This window comes from Paraburkholderia lycopersici (genome assembly GCF_900096975.1).
GTDB lineage: Bacteria > Pseudomonadota > Gammaproteobacteria > Burkholderiales > Burkholderiaceae > Paraburkholderia > Paraburkholderia lycopersici.
This window is the reverse complement of the sequence record NZ_FMYQ01000009.1, coordinates 25988-41946: the sequence shown is the minus strand read 5'-3', so window position 1 is coordinate 41946 and position 15959 is coordinate 25988. Positions and strand designations below refer to the sequence as shown.

The window sequence follows — 15959 nt, the reverse complement described above, 5'->3', positions numbered from 1 at the left end:
GACGCGCCCGATGCGCGGACGCGGACGCGCGGATCAGCGGCGGCGCACACGATGCAACGCGTGCCGCAGTCTTGCGGCGACGCGGCGCGCGTGCGGCTGGGCGAGGAAGTGCTGGCGAAGGAAAGCGCCGATGGGCTCCGCACTCACGGCCGGGATGCGGCGCTTCGTCAAGCGGCAGTAGAGCACGGCGAGACGCCAGGCGACGTAGAGTCGCGTCGCTTCGCGAAGCGTGAGCGGCTGCGTGGCGCCATAGGCATCGACGAAACGATAGCCGCGGCGTTCGCGTTCGACGAGCTGCGCCGACACCTCGGCAATGCCCGCGCCGAAGCTTGCGCGCACGCGCGCAAGCGTGCCTTGCGCCGCCGGCTCCCGCTCGTCCTCGACGACAATGGCGCGATCGTGCGGCAAATGAAACACAATGCCGTGATCGAGCGACGCGGGTATCACCGGCACGTGGCGTGCGTCCGTGCGCACGTTCCAGATCATCTGCAGCAAGACCGCGGCGCGCCCCGTCAGTGCGAGCGTGCCGTACTTCCAGAACGACGACCTCAAACTCTGCGCAAGACGTTTCGTGCGCAGCACCGAAAGTCGCTCGAGATTGCCCATGCGGTACATCTCCGCCGCGCCGAGATCCGAGACGTTGTTCAGGCGCAGCAGGTAGCCGGCTTCCGTTGCGGTCGGAAAACGGATCATGCGGCCCGTCATCTGCTTGCCGTAGGGCAGCGTCTGCGCGGCGTGCAACGAAAGCATCGAGATGGCCGTGGTGTAGTGGCGCACGTATTCGCGCACACTCGACTGGAACAGCGCGATCAAGCCGTCGTCGAGCATTTCCGCCTGCCGGCTCGGCACGTCGTCCGATTTGAGTACCGGCTCGATCGTCTCGCTTGCGCGCTGATAGCCGACCACCGTGCCATGCGGCGAGCGCGTGATCGCCTCGAAGCTTTGCGGGAATTGCAGCGCGGCGATGCCATTCCACTCGAGATGCGCCTGGTCGCAGATCACCCAGTCCATCCAGTTGCCTGGCGTCTTTCGATGATGTCCCGACAGGTTCATCCCGAGATAGAAACCGAACATCTGCGGACAGTCGGCCCGGTAGCGCACGCCGCGGAACAGGCTGTCCTGGATCTGCCCGGCCCAGCCCACGTCGACGATCGCCACGCGCTGGTGATCGAAGAACCCTTCCTGCGCCAGATAGTCGTTGAGCAACTCCTGCGAGCCCATATGCCGGCCCGAAGCGATCTCGCTGATTTCGGGATCGTCGAGCAGCGCGAGGAACGGTCCCCACGACATGAAATAGTCGGGCAGGATGGCTTCCACGTCCGCAATGCCATGGCGTGCGCCGATCTCGCCGAGCCTCTTGCGCTCTATCTGGAGCGCCGAAAAGAGATTCAGCAGATTGCGCGGCCCATTCGAAAGCGCCAGCGAAATCTCGCGCAGGCCAAAATGGCGACTGCCGAGAAAGAGCGCCGTCAAACGCGAGACGCCGAGATAGGTCGTCTGCGGCAAGGGCCGGCCGCCGTAACGGCGGCGCGCGATTTCGTCGAAGATCTGCTTGAGGAAGTAACCCTCGCGCGCGAGAAAATAGACATGCTCGACGTTGCGTTCAAGGCAGCTTTCCACCACGCGGTGCATGAACGACGCGTAGATCGGCCCCAGCACGCGCACGCCGTACGCTTCGGGCCCCGTTGTCCACGTACCCGGCAGCGCCTGCGCAAACGACGCGCAAAGCGAGCCCGCCGCCGCGCTCTCCGGCTGGGCGAGCCAGCGCAGGAACCGGTAATGGAGCGACTCGTAGCGTTCGATGCAGCCGGCGTCGCGGATCACGACGGCATTGAGCCCGGCCTCGGCGGCACGCTCTCCGTCCGACCGGACGTTGTCGCCGCAATGCAGGACATCGCCGGCGGCAACGCCCTCGGCCTCGAGCACGGCGCCGAACAGCCGCCCGGTACGCTTGAGCAAAGCATGGTCGCTCGATACGTAGCCGTGGTCGAAGTACTGCGCAATGCCTGCCTGTTCGAGGATCGCCGACACGCACTCGTTGCCGATGTACATGTCCGAGACATAGATCATGCGTACGCCGTAGCCGCGCGCTTTTTCGAGCAGCGGGCGCAGATAGGCGTTCGCTTCGCACACCGACGTTTCCCGCTCGCGCATATGCTCGCGCACGCGTTCGGCAAGCGCGGCATCTTCGTGGCCGGCGGCTTCGCGCACCCACTCGCCGTAGAGGGCGCTGGTGGATGCCTCGTCGTCAAAACCGGCGGCGGCGTTGCGATGCGCGAGCGTCGCGTACGCGGCGTGATACGCGCCTAGCGAGCCGCCGTGACGCACCGCGATGTTGCGCGCGCGCAGCTCGCGATCGAGGAAGGCTGCGACCGCGTGGAGCACCGCGTCCGGGCTGCAGCGGCGAAAAATGACCGTGTCGAAGACATCGAATGACAGCAGCTTGATCTTGCCGTCCGTGAGTGCGGATTCGATGTACGCGCTCGCCGTGACGAACGAATCAAATGTGCGAACGCTCATGGCGCAGATACCAGTCTTCAATCAGTGAGTTATAGAGATTCAGGTGGCGCTCCAGCAGCGCCTCGTGCGAGTAATGCTCGACGGCGTGACGGCGGCCGTTCTCCGACCAGCGTGCCGCGCGCGCGGGCTCGACGCCGCGGCGCAGCGCCGCCGCAAGCGCCGGCTCGTCCTTCTGCGCCACGAGAAACCCGGTTTCGTCCTGCACCACCATTTCGGGGATGCCTCCGGTCGCGAAGCCCACGAGCGGCGTGCCCGCGCTCATTGCCTCGATGATCGACAGCGGCTGGTTGTCTGCAAGCGAACAGAAGAGGAGCACGTCGGCGGCGCTGTAGTAGCGCGCGAGATCCGCAGGGTCGCTCACATAGCCGGGCGCGAGGTACTCGAAGCCCGCAAGCTGCTCGTGGAACGCAGGATCAGCCGCGCCGAGCACGACCACGAAGGGCTTGAGATCGGCGATCGTGCGCAGCGCGCCAAGCGAATAGCGCACGCCCTTGCGCTCGTCGCCGACATGCCCCGCCGACAGCAGCACCACGGGTCCATGCGCGGCGATGCCGAGTTCGCGGCGAATCGTCTGCTTGTCGTGGTTGCGGTACAGCGCCGTATCGATGCCGTTGGGCAACACGAGCGGCGGGCGCTCGAACATGCCGCTTTTCATCGCCATGTCGGCCATCCACTGCGAAGGCGTGATGCAGTGCAGGTTCGGCTCCCGATGGACGCGCCGCTTGATCTTCCAGCCCATGCGGGTGGTGTCGATCATCGAATCGATCGGCCAGGTACCCGACTGGGGACATGAACCGCATCCCGACATGAAACGCTCGCAGCCCATCGGGTAAAGGCAGCCGCCCGTGAACGGCGAGCAGTCGTGTATCGTCCACACGACCGGCATGCGCCTCGATAGATGCGCAAGCGTGTACGGCGAAATCGCCGAGGACAGGTCGTGGAAATGCGCGATGTCGAACTCGGGCACGCGGCCCTTGCGCGAGACAATGGGAAGCTCCAGCGGCAAGTACTCCGGAAAACCGAGCCGCTTGAGCACGTAGTGCGCCGAGCGGATCCTGCGCTCGAAACGTCCGTAAAGCGGCTGGCGCACGACGAAGTCGACGGGTTTGCCGCTCCAGCTCACCCAATGCTGTGCGCCATAACCCTCACCCCGCAACAACAGCGTGAGCTCTTCCGCTACTCGGCTCGCGCCGCCGCCGAATGAATCGGCCTTGCTGATCTGACAGATTTTCATAGGACTCTTTAGCCGTGATTCTTCGCAAACGGCTCACGGCCGCTTGTCGCCCTTGAACCGTGTCATCAACCAGCGCCACTGGCCGCCCAAGGTGCCCAGTTCGGCCAGGCGGTGTTTCATGCCGTCGAGTTCGAGCGCGAGCCGGTTCATTTCGGCGAGGCGCGTTTCGGCGATGCTGTAAAGGTCGTCGCGCTCGGTCTGCAGGCGCCGAAGATCGGCCAGCCTCGACTCGGCCGTGTCGTAGAGCGCGCGCAGTTCGGCGAGCCGCGATTCGGCCGTGTCGTAAAGCTCGCGGTTGATGCCGCCTAGACGCTCGATTTCGGCGAGCCGCGCTTCCGCCGTGTCGTAGAGATCCGCCCGCTCGCCTGCGACGCGGCGAAGGTCCGCGAGATACGCCTCGGCGTTCGTGTATAGCTCGCCGCGCTCACGCGTCAACGCGTCGCGATAGCCGCCGTCAACGAGGAACGTGCCGAACTGGCCGCGCCACGCAAGTCCCGACTCGAGCAAAGAGAGCGCGACTGCGCTGTGGTAGCCCGTGTCGACAATCGATACGAGGTCGAAGTAGTTGCACGCGAGCGGTTGTTCGGGCCGGCCAGCGAGCGACTCGAACGGCGCGCCGAGCACCTTGCGCATTTCATCGACGGCCTTCGCGAAATGGCGCTTCGCGCCCTCCACGTCGCCGGCGTCGAGCGACATGACGGCGAGGCGGCGCGCCGCGGCGATCGTTTTCGAACCGAGCATCGGGTGGAAGCGCTCGAAGCCGGTTTCCAGTACCCGCGCATAAGCCTGCGCCGCCTCTTCGCGGCGCCCCGCCGCGAGCGCGATCTCGCCCTTGAGATAGCTGAGCGAGACCTGCCAGCGTATGACGTGGGGATTGTCCGAAGCCTGCGCGACATAAGCGTCGATGCGCGCGATCAGGTCTTCGGCATGGGTGCCGTCCGTCGCGCCGTCGAGCAGCCGGTAACCGGTCACGCACAGCGCCGCGCCGCAATCGGCCGATGCCGGACGCGCGTTCGCGAGAACGTCGCGGCACACCCCGAGCAGCGCCTCCGACTGGCGCAGCCGGAAGGCGCTTTCCACGATGCCGTGCACGAGCCACGCGTTGTCGTAATACCTGGCGAATTCGAGCAGGTTCGCGGGGGGCTCGCTGTACGGATAAATCGCTTCTTCGTAACGCGGCAGCGCGGCGCCCGTGAGCGGCTTCATGGCGACCACGATGGCCCACTCGCTGTCCTCGCTTGTTGCGGCGGCCGTGTCATGCGGCGCGAACGAACGCGGCGCGTGATACAGCTTGAAGCCGCCACCGGCGGTCTGGTCGAACGCTTCGTCGACGACGAAGGCGCCGCGCAGTTCCGTGATGAGCGACTGCCACGTATAGACGTGGAAATGATAGGGATTGGGGTCCTTGCCGGTCTCGTCGCTCCAGTCGTTCGGTACGCTGATCACGAGCCGGCCGCCCGGCTTGAGGATACGATGCGCCTCGGCAAGGAAGAGATGCGGATTGGGCAGGTGTTCGAGCGTCTCGAAGCTGCAGACCACATCCACGGAATCGGTCGCGATGCCCGCGATGTTCCCGGCATCGGCGCGCGCGAAATGCACGACCTCGTCGCCGTACATCGACTGTGCGTAGCGCAGCCCTTCCTCGTTGACGTCGAGCCCGAGCACTTCACGGGCAAACGTCTGCGTCCCGAGCAGATGCGAGCCGTAGCCCATGCCGCACGCGATATCGACTACGCGCGCGTTGGGCGGAACGTACTGTGCCGCGAAGTGATAGCGGAACACATGGCCGTCCGAGCGTCGTCCGCTCTCGCGCAGCATGTCCATGTGCAGATCGCGGTCGGCAAGCAGCGCCTCGAAAGGGAATTGCTCGAGCAGCGCGTCGCCGATGACTTCGAGGGGAATCGCGAGGCGAGCGGCCTCGGTGTCGATGCCCGCATACGGCACGACCTTGTAGTACGCCGAATGCTTGCGAAAGCCCGCGTTGTAGCATGCGGTTTCCCACCAGTCGCGCCCTTCGACGCAGGCATAGTCCAGGTCGTGCCGACGGATCGTATCGACGAGCAGGAACACCGAACGGCGCGCGATACGGCGGATCGCGCCGAGCAACGCGGCGACGCGCTCCGCCGGCACGAATTCGAGCAGTCCGGCCACAGCCACGTGAGCGTATGTCTTCCCCGCTGCCGCCAGCGCCTCGATCTCGCGCACGACAGCCCCTTCGCCGGCCTGCGGATCGAACACGAGCGCGCCTGCGTCGGCCCCCTTCTGGCGCAACCGTGCCGCCATGATCTGCGCCATATTGCCGATGCACAGCAGCGAGCCGAGTCCCTGATGCTCGCGCACGCTGGCGAGGAACGACGAGACCTCGCGGGAGTTAGTCAAACCGGGCAAAGTATCTTTTGGATTCATTTCAAATCAATGCGCGTACATTGCGCGCAAATGCCATGCGTGTGGGACGTTGCGCCTCGCGCGGGCATCGGCGGCCAGGCGGCCGTCATCCGGTGGCAAGTTCGCGGCTACGCGGGGAACACGCTGCCGCACGGCCCAAAAGCGCTCAATTGTATCCGTTTTCTACCGCCGTTCCGCCACGCCAGCCGGGCGCAAAAGGAGGAAACGGCGACCGGAGACGATCGCCTTGCGAGCGCGCCTCGGGCTGCGGTGAATTCTGAACAATTTCGAAAGACGCACGGCGCTGGGCCAGCGACGACACACCGGGCACCCGGCGCGAAAACGGACATACTAAATGCGGGAGCGCGCGCACGACGTAACAGAGCGCGCGCTTCGGTAACCCTTTGTTACCGCGAACACCGCAAGGCGCGGCCTGGGCCATAATCGCCGGTTCGGCGCGAACATGGCCGGAGCGTCTTGCGCCTTGGCCCGCACCGTCGGCTGCCCGGACCAAGACGTATAATAGCGCACCGCGCTGCCACCCGAGCCAGTCCCCGGAATCCCCGCAGCCGCCGATTGCAGGCCGGCGGCTGTTCCGGCGAAGCGCACCGCGGCCGATCCATACCGTTCCTTCCGAACGCCTGCCTGTTCACGCTTTATGACGTTACCCCTGATCAAACACCGGCAACTCATTCTCCAGATGACGCGCCGCGAAGTCGTAGGACGCTACAAGGGTTCTTTCCTCGGTCTCGCGTGGTCGCTCTTCAACCCGATCCTGATGCTGACGGTCTACACGTTCGTGTTCTCGGTCGTGTTCAAGTCGCGCTGGGCCGGCACACCGGAAAACGATCATGCGAGCTTCGCCGTGATCCTTTTCACGGGCCTGATCATCTTCAATCTGTTTTCCGAGTGCATCGGACGAGCGCCTGCGCTCATCACGGGCAACGTGAACTACGTGAAGAAGGTCGTTTTTCCGATCGAGATCCTGCCCGCCGTCTCGGTGCTCGCAGCCATGTTCCATATGGGCGTGAGCCTCGTTGTGCTGATCGCCGCCATGATCGCGCTCGGCACGCCGTTTCACGCGACGATGGTCGCGTTCCCGCTCCTGCTCGTGCCGCTCGTGCTCGGCGTGCTCGGAGCGAGCTGGATTCTCGCTTCGCTCGGCGTGTTCGTCCGCGACGTATCGCAGACCATCGGCATCCTGATTTCGGTGCTGATGTTCCTGTCGCCGATCTTCTATCCGGTGGCGTCGCTGCCGCAGCGTCTGCAGCCGCTCGTGCTCGCCAATCCGCTTGCGTTCATCATCGAGCAGGCTCGTCAGGTCCTGCTCTTCGGCGCATGGCCGAACTGGACCGGGCTTGCCGCGCATTGCGCGCTCGCGGCGCTGTGTGCGCTGGTCGGTTTCTGGTGGTTCCAAAAAACGCGCAAGGGTTTCGCCGATGTCCTCTGATAACGTCGCCATCAAGATCGAAAACGTCAGCAAGTGCTATCACATCTACGGGAACCCGCGCGACCGCCTCAAGCAGTTCGTCTACCCTCGCCTGCAGCGCGCGATGGGGCGCGAGCCGCGCCGCTACTACGAGGAGTTCTGGGCGCTCCGGGACGTCTCGTTCGAAGTGAAGAAGGGCGAGGCCGCCGGCATCATCGGCCGTAACGGATCGGGCAAGAGCACGCTCTTGCAGATCATCACCGGCACGCTCACGCCCACCAGCGGCTCGGTGACGACGCACGGCCGCATCGCGGCGCTGCTCGAACTCGGCTCGGGTTTCAACCCGGAATTCACGGGCCGCGAAAACATCTTTCTGAACGGCGCGGTGCTGGGGCTGAGCACCGCGCAGATCGAAGCGAATTTCGACAAGATCGCGAGCTTTGCGGACATCGGCTTGCATCTGGACCAACCCGTCAAAACGTATTCGAGCGGCATGATGGTGCGCCTCGCATTCGCGGTGCAGGTCCAGCTCGAGCCGGACATCCTGATCGTCGACGAGGCGCTCGCCGTCGGCGACGCACTATTCCAGAAACGCTGCTTCCAGCGCATCGAGCGTCTCGTGAGCGAAGGCGTCACCCTGCTCTTCGTCTCGCACGACCAGGAATCGGTGCGTACGTTGACCAATAGCGCGTTGCTGCTAAAAAACGGCGTCACGATGGCGCGCGGCGTGTCGTCCGACGTGCTGCTCGAATACCGCCGCCAGCTCCATGACGAGGAAAGCGCCTATTTCCGCGCGGTCACCGAGGACCTCGCCGACCGCGCGCGCGCGAACGCGATCGTCGGCGCGCAGCAGGCGCGCAGCGAACCGGACGCGGCGCCGGTCAGCACGACGACCTCGCGCAGCGAAACGATGTCGTTCGGCACGGGCGCGGCGCTCGTCGAGCGCGTCGAGACCTTCGACCGGCACGGCGCGCCGTCCAGCGTGTTCCACCCCGGCGAGCCGATCACGATCCGTGTGCACTGCGTCACGCGCAGCGCGACGGACCGCCTGAACGTCGCCGTGCGCATCCGCAACAAGGAAGGCGTGAAGATGTACTCGTGGGGCACGCTCAATCAGGACATGGCGATCGGCGCGGGACTGCGCGAAGGGCCGCGCTTCTGGGAACGCACATTCGGGGCCGACGAGGCGTTTTACGTCGATTTCGAGTTCAATGCGGATCTTGGGACCAATCTCTACGAAATCCAGGCATCGGTTTCGTGGGAAGAGACGCCCGACTACGCGGCGCAGCGTCTGTTGCACTGGCGTGACGAGGCGGCGTTCTTCCACGTCATGATGGAGCGGGAGAAGTACTTCTTCGGCGGCGTCGCAGACCTGCGCATGCAGGCGCGCTGGCCACTCGAAGCGCCGGTCTGAGCACGCGGCGCGGGGGCGCGGCCGGCAGGTGTCGGCGTGCGCGTCCGTGAGCTCGGGGTCCAGGGACGCGACGACAATTCATCGGCTGAAAGAAGCGTGCCGCGCCGGCATCGGCCGCCCGCCCCCCATCCCCCGGTTCAATTGTTCGAAACGCGGCGCACCTCTTCGAGCTGCGCCGCGCCGCGCGACTGGTACTCCGGTACCCAGCGGCGCAAGTCACGGCGCACCTCTGCGTCGGACATCACGCGCCATTGCATGAGCCACGGCAACAGCTCGTCGAGGAAGTGCTGCGGCACGCCGCGCGCCTTCGCGGTGCGCAGCTTGGGGTGAGGCGTGCGGGTCGTGGTTTCGTCGCAGGCGAGCAGTTCCTCGTAGAGCTTCTCGCCGGGACGCAGGCCGCTGAACTCGATGCGTATGTGGTCGTCATTGAAGCCGTAAATGCGGATCAGGTCGCGCGCGAGATCGACGATCTTGACCGGCTCGCCCATGTCGAGAATGAAGATCTCGCCGCCGCGGCCCATGCTCGACGCCTGCAAGACCAGTTGCGAGGCCTCCGAGATCGTCATGAAGAAACGCGTGATCTCGGGGTGAGTCACCGTGACCGGGCCGCCCTTGGCGATCTGCTTCTGGAACTTCGGAATCACGCTGCCCGCGCTGCCGAGCACATTGCCGAAGCGTACCGTCTCGAACTGGGTACGCGTGCTCGTCTGCTGGAGCGACTGGCACACCATTTCGGCGAGGCGCTTGCTCGCGCCCATGACGTTGCTCGGGTTGACGGCCTTGTCGGTCGAGATGAGAACGAAATGCGTGGCGCGATGCTGGATCGCCGCCCGCGCGACACGATAAGTGCCGAGAACGTTGTTGCGCACGGCTTGCCACGCGTTGAGCTCCTCCATCAACGGCACATGCTTGTAGGCGGCCGCATGGAACACGATGCTCGGCGTGTAGCGGGACATGACCTGATCGAGCAGCAGCGAATCCTTGGCGTCGCCGACCACGGGCACGAGCGAAAGCTCGGGCGCGCGCTCCGACAGTTCCTCGACGAGCTGGTACATCGCATATTCGGACAAGTCGAGCGCGACGAGTTGCGCGGGCTGAAAACGGAGGATCTGCCGGCACATTTCCGAGCCGATCGATCCGCCCGCCCCCGTCACCATCACCACCTTGCCGTTGAGCAAGGCTTCGACATGCGACGTGTCGATGTGCACGGCCTCGCGCCCGAGCAGGTCTTCGAGGTCGATCTGGCGCACGTGAGAGAGGTAGGCCTGTCCCGGACTCATCGACGTGAGCGCGGGCAGGACCATCGCCTTGATGCCCGCGCGCAGGCAGAGCGTGGCGACGCGCCGTTGCACCTCGACGGAAGCCGACGGGATCGCGATGATGGCGAATTCGGCCTTGAGCTTGCCGGCCAGCTGCGCGATATCGGCGATGGGTCCATAGACCTTGTAGCCATAAATTTCCCGCCCCTGCTTGGCGGGGTCGTCGTCGAGCAGGCCCGCGAGGCGCCATTCGCTCGAGCGCGAGAGTTCGCGCGCGAGGCTCGCCCCCGCCGTGCCCGCGCCGATGACGATGACCGGCTTGCCCTGCCCGATCAGGCCGCCGTAGAGATAAAACTCCTTGAGTGCGCGATAGAGCGCGCGCGCGCCGCCCATGCCGAGAAACAGCAGCAGAGGCGAAATGACCAGCACCGAGCGCGGAATGATGGGCGACGGCTGAAGCATGACGGCGCCGATCATGACCATCAGCCCGCTCGAGGCGACGGCCTTCGAGATGCGCATCAGGTCCGGCAGGCTCGCGAACACCCACATGCCGCGATAGAGGCCGAACAGATGGAACATGAGCCCGTAGATCGGCAACACCCAGATGAGCGCGTGCATGGCGCCCACCCAGAACTCCGCCGGCACGGCGCCATTGAAGCGGATCACGTAGGCGACGAGCCACGTCGCGAATACCGCGAACAGGTCGAAGCCGAATGCGCTGAGTGACAGCCAGGATGCTTTTTGAGGAAACATGGAAAAAATTACATCTCCATCTGGTCAGCCAGCGATCGAGCGCCGCCAGCGCCGGTCGATCGCCAGCGCTAGCGCCGCCAGCACGACAGCCCATATGCCGAGCAACAGACACTGGGACAGCAATGGCAGAGAGAGCAGAAAGAAAGCAAGCATCGTACCAATCAACATAACGCCATACCAAAGTATGGCCGTCGTTCGATGCCCTGCTCCGCTACGGATCATGCGTTGATAATAGTGCTCCCGATGAGCCTCCCAAAATTTCTTGCCCTGCAGGAGGCGGCGCGCCAGCGTGACGCTGGCGTCGGCAATGAACGGAGCGAACACCAGCGGCGCGAACGCGATCGGCCAGACATCGTGGCGCCATCCCCAGTAGCCAAATGCGCCGGCCAGAAATCCAAGGGGAATCGATCCCGCGTCGCCCAGGAAGATGCGCGCCGGCGAGAAGTTGAACACGAGAAAACCGAGCGCGGCGCCGGCCACCGCTGCGGCCGCCATGCCGAACTGCGGCTCGGGATGCGGGCCGAACAGCGCCGCCGCGGCGTAGCCGCCGAACCCGAATACGGCCATGCCGCCGGCCAGCCCGTCGGCGCCGTCCATGAAGTTGTACAGGTTGACGAGCCACGCCATGGCGACCGCCAGCACGGGAAACCACAGCCATGCAAGCGCGCCGCGCTCGATCAGCAAAAAGCCGATGATGGCGGCGAGGTGCGCCGCGAAACGCGTCCGCGCGGAGAGCCCGCGGCGGTCATCGATCTGCGACACCAGCGCCAAAAACAGCGCGCCCGCCGCTGCCGGCCATAGCGCCGGCGCTGCGACCAGCATCAGAACGACAGCGACCGGCACGATGGCGAGCCCGCCCACGCGCGGCGTCGGCAGCACGTGCAGCGAGCGCTCGTTGGGGATGTCGGTGGCGAGCCGCCACGCGAGCCCCGATTTGAGCATCATGAACACGATGCCCGCGCAGAGCGCGGCACTCGCGCAGAAATATGCCGCCGCAAGAATAATGTCAGTCATTGCGCCTGGCCCCCATCCCACGCTCCGCCCGATACCAGCGCACCGTTTGCGCAAGGCCCGCCTCGGTCGTCCAGGGCGCGCGCCACCCGAGCGTCGCACGAATGCGGGACGTATCGAGCCGCAGCGCGCCCACCAGCCGCGCCACAGCGGCATCCTTGCCGCTCAGGCGCCCCGCAACGCGCAGCAGTCCCGGCGAAACCGGCACGAGCCGCGCCGGACGGCCCAGCCCGGCAGCCAGCGCGCGTACGAGTGCGGCTACCTCGATATCCTCGCTGTCGGCCACGTGGAAGCATAGATTTGCCGCGCGCGCATCCATCGCGCAATGGACCAGCGCGTCGGCGAGATTGTCGACGTAAATGAGACTGCGTCGTGCGCGCACTGCGCCGAGCGGCAGCGGCCAGCCCTTCGCCACGGCGTCGAGCAGTCGCAGGAAATTCGCGCGCACTTGTGGCCCATAGACAAGCGGCGGCCGCACGATGACGATTTCCATGCCGGTCTCGCGCCCGAATGCCGCAAGCGCAAGTTCGGCTTCGCGCTTCGAAACGCCATAGGCGTCCTGCGGATGCGCGCTGTCGTCCTCGCGTAAGGGCCGGCCCGGCTCCGCTTCCGCGATCGCCTTGATGCTGCTAACGAACACCATGCGCCGCGCGCCCAGCGAATGCGCCAGCTCCGCTACCCGCACCGCGCCCTTGACGTTCGTCGCGCGAAACGCGTCGAGCGCCGCCAGCGAACCGGCCTGCGCCATCACATGGACGCGGGCCGCGCAATGGATGACGGCGTCGAGCGCCGCGCCCTGCGGCACCGCCTGCGCGAGGCCACCGAAGTCGACAGACGCGTCGAGCCATTCCTCGGCGCAGGCGCTACGGCCCTGCGGCGGCCGCACGAGCCCGATGGCGTGGTGCCCGGCTTGCGCGAGCGCCTTTCCGACCGCGCGCCCGACGAAGCCGGTCGCCCCCGTCACGAGAATGCGGCTCATACGAGTTTCCATCCAAAGCGGTTGTAGAACTTCACGAGCGACACACCGAACATGCGGATGTGCGCAAAGCCCTTGCGCGAGGCGCCGCCGCCATGGTGCACGACGCACACCGCGGGAACGTAGGCGACCTGTGCTAGCGCATGGGTGCGCAGGCTCAGGTCGTAGTCCTCGAAATAGAGGAAGTAGCGCGGATCGAATCCGCCCAACTGCTTGAGCACGGTGGTGCGAAACAACATGAAGCAGCCGCTCACGATCGGCGGCTCCCATACCACGTCGCGGACGTTGATGGCTTCGCGCATTTCGTAGCGCGCGAGGCGGCTCGCGAACGCGCTTCGCAGACTTGCCGGCAGAAAGCCGCGCACCAGCAGGTCGAGCACGGCGGGGAAGCGTCGGCAGAGATACTGCGTGCGGCCGTCGGCGTCACCGACCCACGGCGTGAGCAAGCCCACCTCCGGGTGACGCTCCAGGAATCCGACTGCCTCGACGAGCGCTTCGGGCTCCATGTCGATATCGGGATTGAGCACGAGATGGCACGCGCTGCCCACGCCTTCCAGCGCGAGATTGTGGCCGCGCCCATAGCCGACGTTGCCGTGGCCGCCAATCACGCGGTACGGAACACCGTGGGCGCGCAGCGCCGCGAACGCAGGCGCGAGCCCGGAGGAGACGCCGTCGCCGCCCGGAGCGTCGCCGTTGTCGACGACGCTCAGGCTCACGGTCCTGCCGCGCCGCGCGGCGACAAACGCGCGCGCCGCGGCGCCGAGGCACTCGAACGTGCGCGTGAGCACATCCACGTCGGGTCGATAAATCACGACGGAAACCGACAGATCGTCGAGTTGGACGCGCGGCGCACCCATCGTGCCGCCCACCTGCGCGAGTTCACCGTTTGCCGGCGATGCGGGCGCGTCTGGCATCGGAAGCGTCGTCATCGGCGCGCCCGGTAACGCTGGCGCAACTGCTTGACGATGCGCCCGCCCGTAAGCGCGCCGGCCAGCATGCACTTGTGGACGAGCCCGAGATCCTTGCGGCGCCATACGCCTGCGGCCCATTGCGTCTGCCGCAGATACAGGATCACGTCCTCGCGCACGTGCACGTCGTAAAGCGCCGCGACGAGATCGCGGCGGCTCGGCACGGCGCCCTTGTCGACGAAACCGCCGACGCCGAAGAACTCGTTGTGGTTCAGCGACGAATACGCCTCGGCAAGCTGCGCCGGCGAGCGGATGACAAGGTCGGCCCAGATGCTGCACGCGAGCTCGCGAAGCTCGCCGCTCGCAATCGCGTGAGGTCCGACGTAACGGGACCATGTGCGCGCGGCGGACAGCACGCCGGCCTGAAAGTGCTGCACGAAGTCGTGGTGAACGGCGTTCTCGCCTTCATCGACGTATTTGAGCGCGCGCATCTGGCGGTCGGCATCGGCAGCATAGCCCGTCACGCTGCCTGACGCCGAATTCATGAGCATCTCGACCGGCGAAACCGCGTCCAGCAGACGCACGTGATCGAGAGAAAGATTCGCGTTCGGACCATAGGCGAGCTTCGCGCAGTTGCCCGGCTGCGGGTTCAGGAAACGCTGCAGTCCGAGATAGAGGCCCGTGAACTCGACCGTCGGCAACATCAGCGCGATGTTGTCCTGAATCGTGCCCCGCCAGCCTACGTCGACGGTGCAAACGCGTCCGCTTCGCGGCGACAGTCCGTGCTGCGCGAACCAGGCGAGCGCATGTTCGCGGTCCGCCGCACAGCGCCCCGCCACGAGCTCGACAAATTCAGGATCGGCGAAAAGCTGCTGCACGCGCTCGTCGGTCCACGGACGAATGATCTTCTGGTCGATGTCGAGCCCGTGACGCGCGGCCATCGGCTCGATCAGCGCGGGCTCGATGCGCAGCGTCTTCGCCATCGCCGAGAGCGATTGCGTCGTGTAGGTGCTCCACAGGCGCATCATCTCCTGCGTATCGACCGCGCGCAGGGACGCGCAGAACGTGGCGATGCGGCTCGTCTCGAGCAGATCGCCATCGGGGCACGCGTAACCCGCGCGGCGCGCTTCGGCGGCGAACAGCCGGTACACCTCGATCAAGAACTCGCCTTCGCGCGTGAAGAAGTACAACGCGTCGGGACGCTCGCGGGCCACCGTCTCGGCGATGAAAAGCGCATAGCCGACCAGCAGCGGCGCGGCCTTGAGTCCGAGCCGGAACGCGCCGCGCGCAGCGGGGTCGAGTTGCGCCAGCGCATCCTGCGACGCCTCGGAGGCCGCTTCGTCGATCTGCGCGAACAGCGCCGCACGGCCGGGAAAGAGGCGCTCGCGCGCCTCGCGCAACCGGTGCTCCGACTCGGGCTGATAGAGCACGGCTTCGATGCCGCGCCTGCCCGGCACGGCAACGTCGGACTGCGCGTTGTCGCCGATATGCACGTGCTCGGACGGCGCGACGCCGCACTGCTCGTGCACATAGTCGAAGAGCCGGCCCGAGCGCTTGTTCAGCCCGACGTCGCACGAGCTCACGCCTCCCGGCACGAGTGCGGCCAGACCATGCGCATGCAGCAGCCGCGCGATATCGGCGGCAGGCATATAGAAGTCGGAAAGGAACAGCGTGCGCTCCGCGGGATAGCGCGCCAGAAACTCGCCGATGTCGGGATCGGCGTAGGTGTGCCGAAGTTCGTGCTCGAATTCGTAAGCGGCGAGCTCGGCCACCAGACGTTCGATCTCGCCTTCGGTGCCGTCCGCGAGCACGGCGGGCAGCCATGCGCGCAGCACTTCGTCCAGCGTGTATTCGTCGTCGCGTCCGCTCTCCCTCGCGCGCACGGCGAGGCGGCGCTCGGCGTGCTGACGCTCGCGCAGAAGCAGATGATGATCTTGCAGATCGGGCTTGAGCGCGGCGCGCGCAGCAATCAGCAGATGACGCGCGGTGGCGAGCTTGATCAGATCGGGATGACATTCGCGCCGCAGCAGCGTATCCCAGACGTCGATCGTCCGTAGCTTGTACATGGCC

Annotated in this window: 10 protein-coding genes; 2 read left to right on the top strand and 8 right to left on the bottom strand. The window is 65.9% G+C overall.

Features of this window, described 5'->3' with window-relative positions:
- Positions 1-33 precede the first annotated feature (33 nt).
- From BLU17_RS11945 to BLU17_RS11935, 3 genes are read right to left on the bottom strand one after another with little or no spacing between them, the layout of a single operon-like run.
- Positions 34-2520: an HAD family hydrolase gene (locus BLU17_RS11945; RefSeq protein ID WP_091996943.1), complete on the bottom strand. Its 2487-nt coding sequence runs from the start codon at positions 2518-2520 to the stop codon at positions 34-36.
- Positions 2501-3754 (bottom strand): glycosyltransferase, encoded by a 1254-nt coding sequence (locus BLU17_RS11940; protein WP_091996942.1) that lies wholly within the window; start codon positions 3752-3754, stop codon positions 2501-2503. Before BLU17_RS11940 ends, BLU17_RS11945 begins: the two co-directional genes overlap by 20 nt.
- 33 nt (positions 3755-3787) lie before the next feature.
- Positions 3788-6133, bottom strand: coding sequence for a class I SAM-dependent methyltransferase (locus BLU17_RS11935; protein ID WP_176929032.1), 2346 nt, complete (start codon positions 6131-6133; stop codon positions 3788-3790).
- A gap of 664 nt (positions 6134-6797) precedes the next feature.
- Here BLU17_RS11935 and BLU17_RS11930 point away from each other — a divergent pair.
- Both BLU17_RS11930 and BLU17_RS11925 read left to right on the top strand, forming a co-directional pair.
- Positions 6798-7589, top strand: a complete 792-nt coding sequence (locus BLU17_RS11930; protein WP_091996940.1) for an ABC transporter permease — start codon at positions 6798-6800, stop codon at positions 7587-7589.
- A complete protein-coding gene (locus BLU17_RS11925) occupies positions 7579-8982 on the top strand; it encodes an ABC transporter ATP-binding protein (protein WP_091996939.1) in 1404 nt (467 codons plus the stop codon). The genes BLU17_RS11930 and BLU17_RS11925 overlap by 11 nt, the downstream gene beginning before the upstream one ends.
- A 137-nt stretch (positions 8983-9119) precedes the next feature.
- Here the strand turns inward: BLU17_RS11925 and BLU17_RS11920 are convergent, their stop codons facing one another.
- The 5 genes from BLU17_RS11920 to BLU17_RS11900 all read right to left on the bottom strand — a co-directional run bounded on the left by BLU17_RS11920 (position 9120) and on the right by BLU17_RS11900 (position 15955).
- The gene (locus BLU17_RS11920) at positions 9120-10994 is read right to left on the bottom strand and encodes a polysaccharide biosynthesis protein (RefSeq protein ID WP_091996938.1); all 1875 of its coding nucleotides are present in this window, start codon (positions 10992-10994) and stop codon (positions 9120-9122) included.
- A 24-nt stretch (positions 10995-11018) separates the two neighbouring features.
- Positions 11019-11939, bottom strand: a complete 921-nt coding sequence (locus BLU17_RS11915; RefSeq protein WP_425434085.1) for an MraY family glycosyltransferase — start codon at positions 11937-11939, stop codon at positions 11019-11021.
- 61 nt (positions 11940-12000) lie between these two features.
- Positions 12001-12984 (bottom strand): NAD-dependent epimerase/dehydratase family protein, encoded by a 984-nt coding sequence (locus tag BLU17_RS11910; RefSeq protein ID WP_091996936.1) that lies wholly within the window; start codon positions 12982-12984, stop codon positions 12001-12003.
- Positions 12981-13838, bottom strand: coding sequence for a glycosyltransferase (locus tag BLU17_RS11905; RefSeq protein ID WP_091997068.1), 858 nt, complete (start codon positions 13836-13838; stop codon positions 12981-12983). Before BLU17_RS11905 ends, BLU17_RS11910 begins: the two co-directional genes overlap by 4 nt.
- 68 nt (positions 13839-13906) lie before the next feature.
- Positions 13907-15955 carry an HAD family hydrolase gene (locus tag BLU17_RS11900; RefSeq protein WP_091996935.1) on the bottom strand — a complete coding sequence of 683 codons (2049 nt, stop codon included), beginning with the start codon at positions 15953-15955 and terminating at the stop codon, positions 13907-13909.
- Positions 15956-15959 lie beyond the last annotated feature (4 nt).

Bases quoted from the DNA above. Each gene is read 5' to 3' on its own strand.
- BLU17_RS11945 (WP_091996943.1), bottom strand. From the start codon at position 2,520: ATGAGCGTTCGCACATTTGATTCGTTCGTCACGGCGAGCGCGTACATC.
- BLU17_RS11940 (WP_091996942.1), bottom strand. From the start codon at position 3,754: ATGAAAATCTGTCAGATCAGCAAGGCCGATTCATTCGGCGGCGGCGCG.
- BLU17_RS11930 (WP_091996940.1), top strand. From the start codon at position 6,798: ATGACGTTACCCCTGATCAAACACCGGCAACTCATTCTCCAGATGACG.
- BLU17_RS11925 (WP_091996939.1), top strand. From the start codon at position 7,579: ATGTCCTCTGATAACGTCGCCATCAAGATCGAAAACGTCAGCAAGTGC.
- BLU17_RS11920 (WP_091996938.1), bottom strand. From the start codon at position 10,994: ATGTTTCCTCAAAAAGCATCCTGGCTGTCACTCAGCGCATTCGGCTTC.
- BLU17_RS11915 (WP_425434085.1), bottom strand. From the start codon at position 11,939: ATGATGCTCAAATCGGGGCTCGCGTGGCGGCTCGCCACCGACATCCCC.
- BLU17_RS11910 (WP_091996936.1), bottom strand. From the start codon at position 12,984: ATGAGCCGCATTCTCGTGACGGGGGCGACCGGCTTCGTCGGGCGCGCG.
- BLU17_RS11905 (WP_091997068.1), bottom strand. From the start codon at position 13,838: ATGGGTGCGCCGCGCGTCCAACTCGACGATCTGTCGGTTTCCGTCGTG.
- BLU17_RS11900 (WP_091996935.1), bottom strand. From the start codon at position 15,955: ATGTACAAGCTACGGACGATCGACGTCTGGGATACGCTGCTGCGGCGC.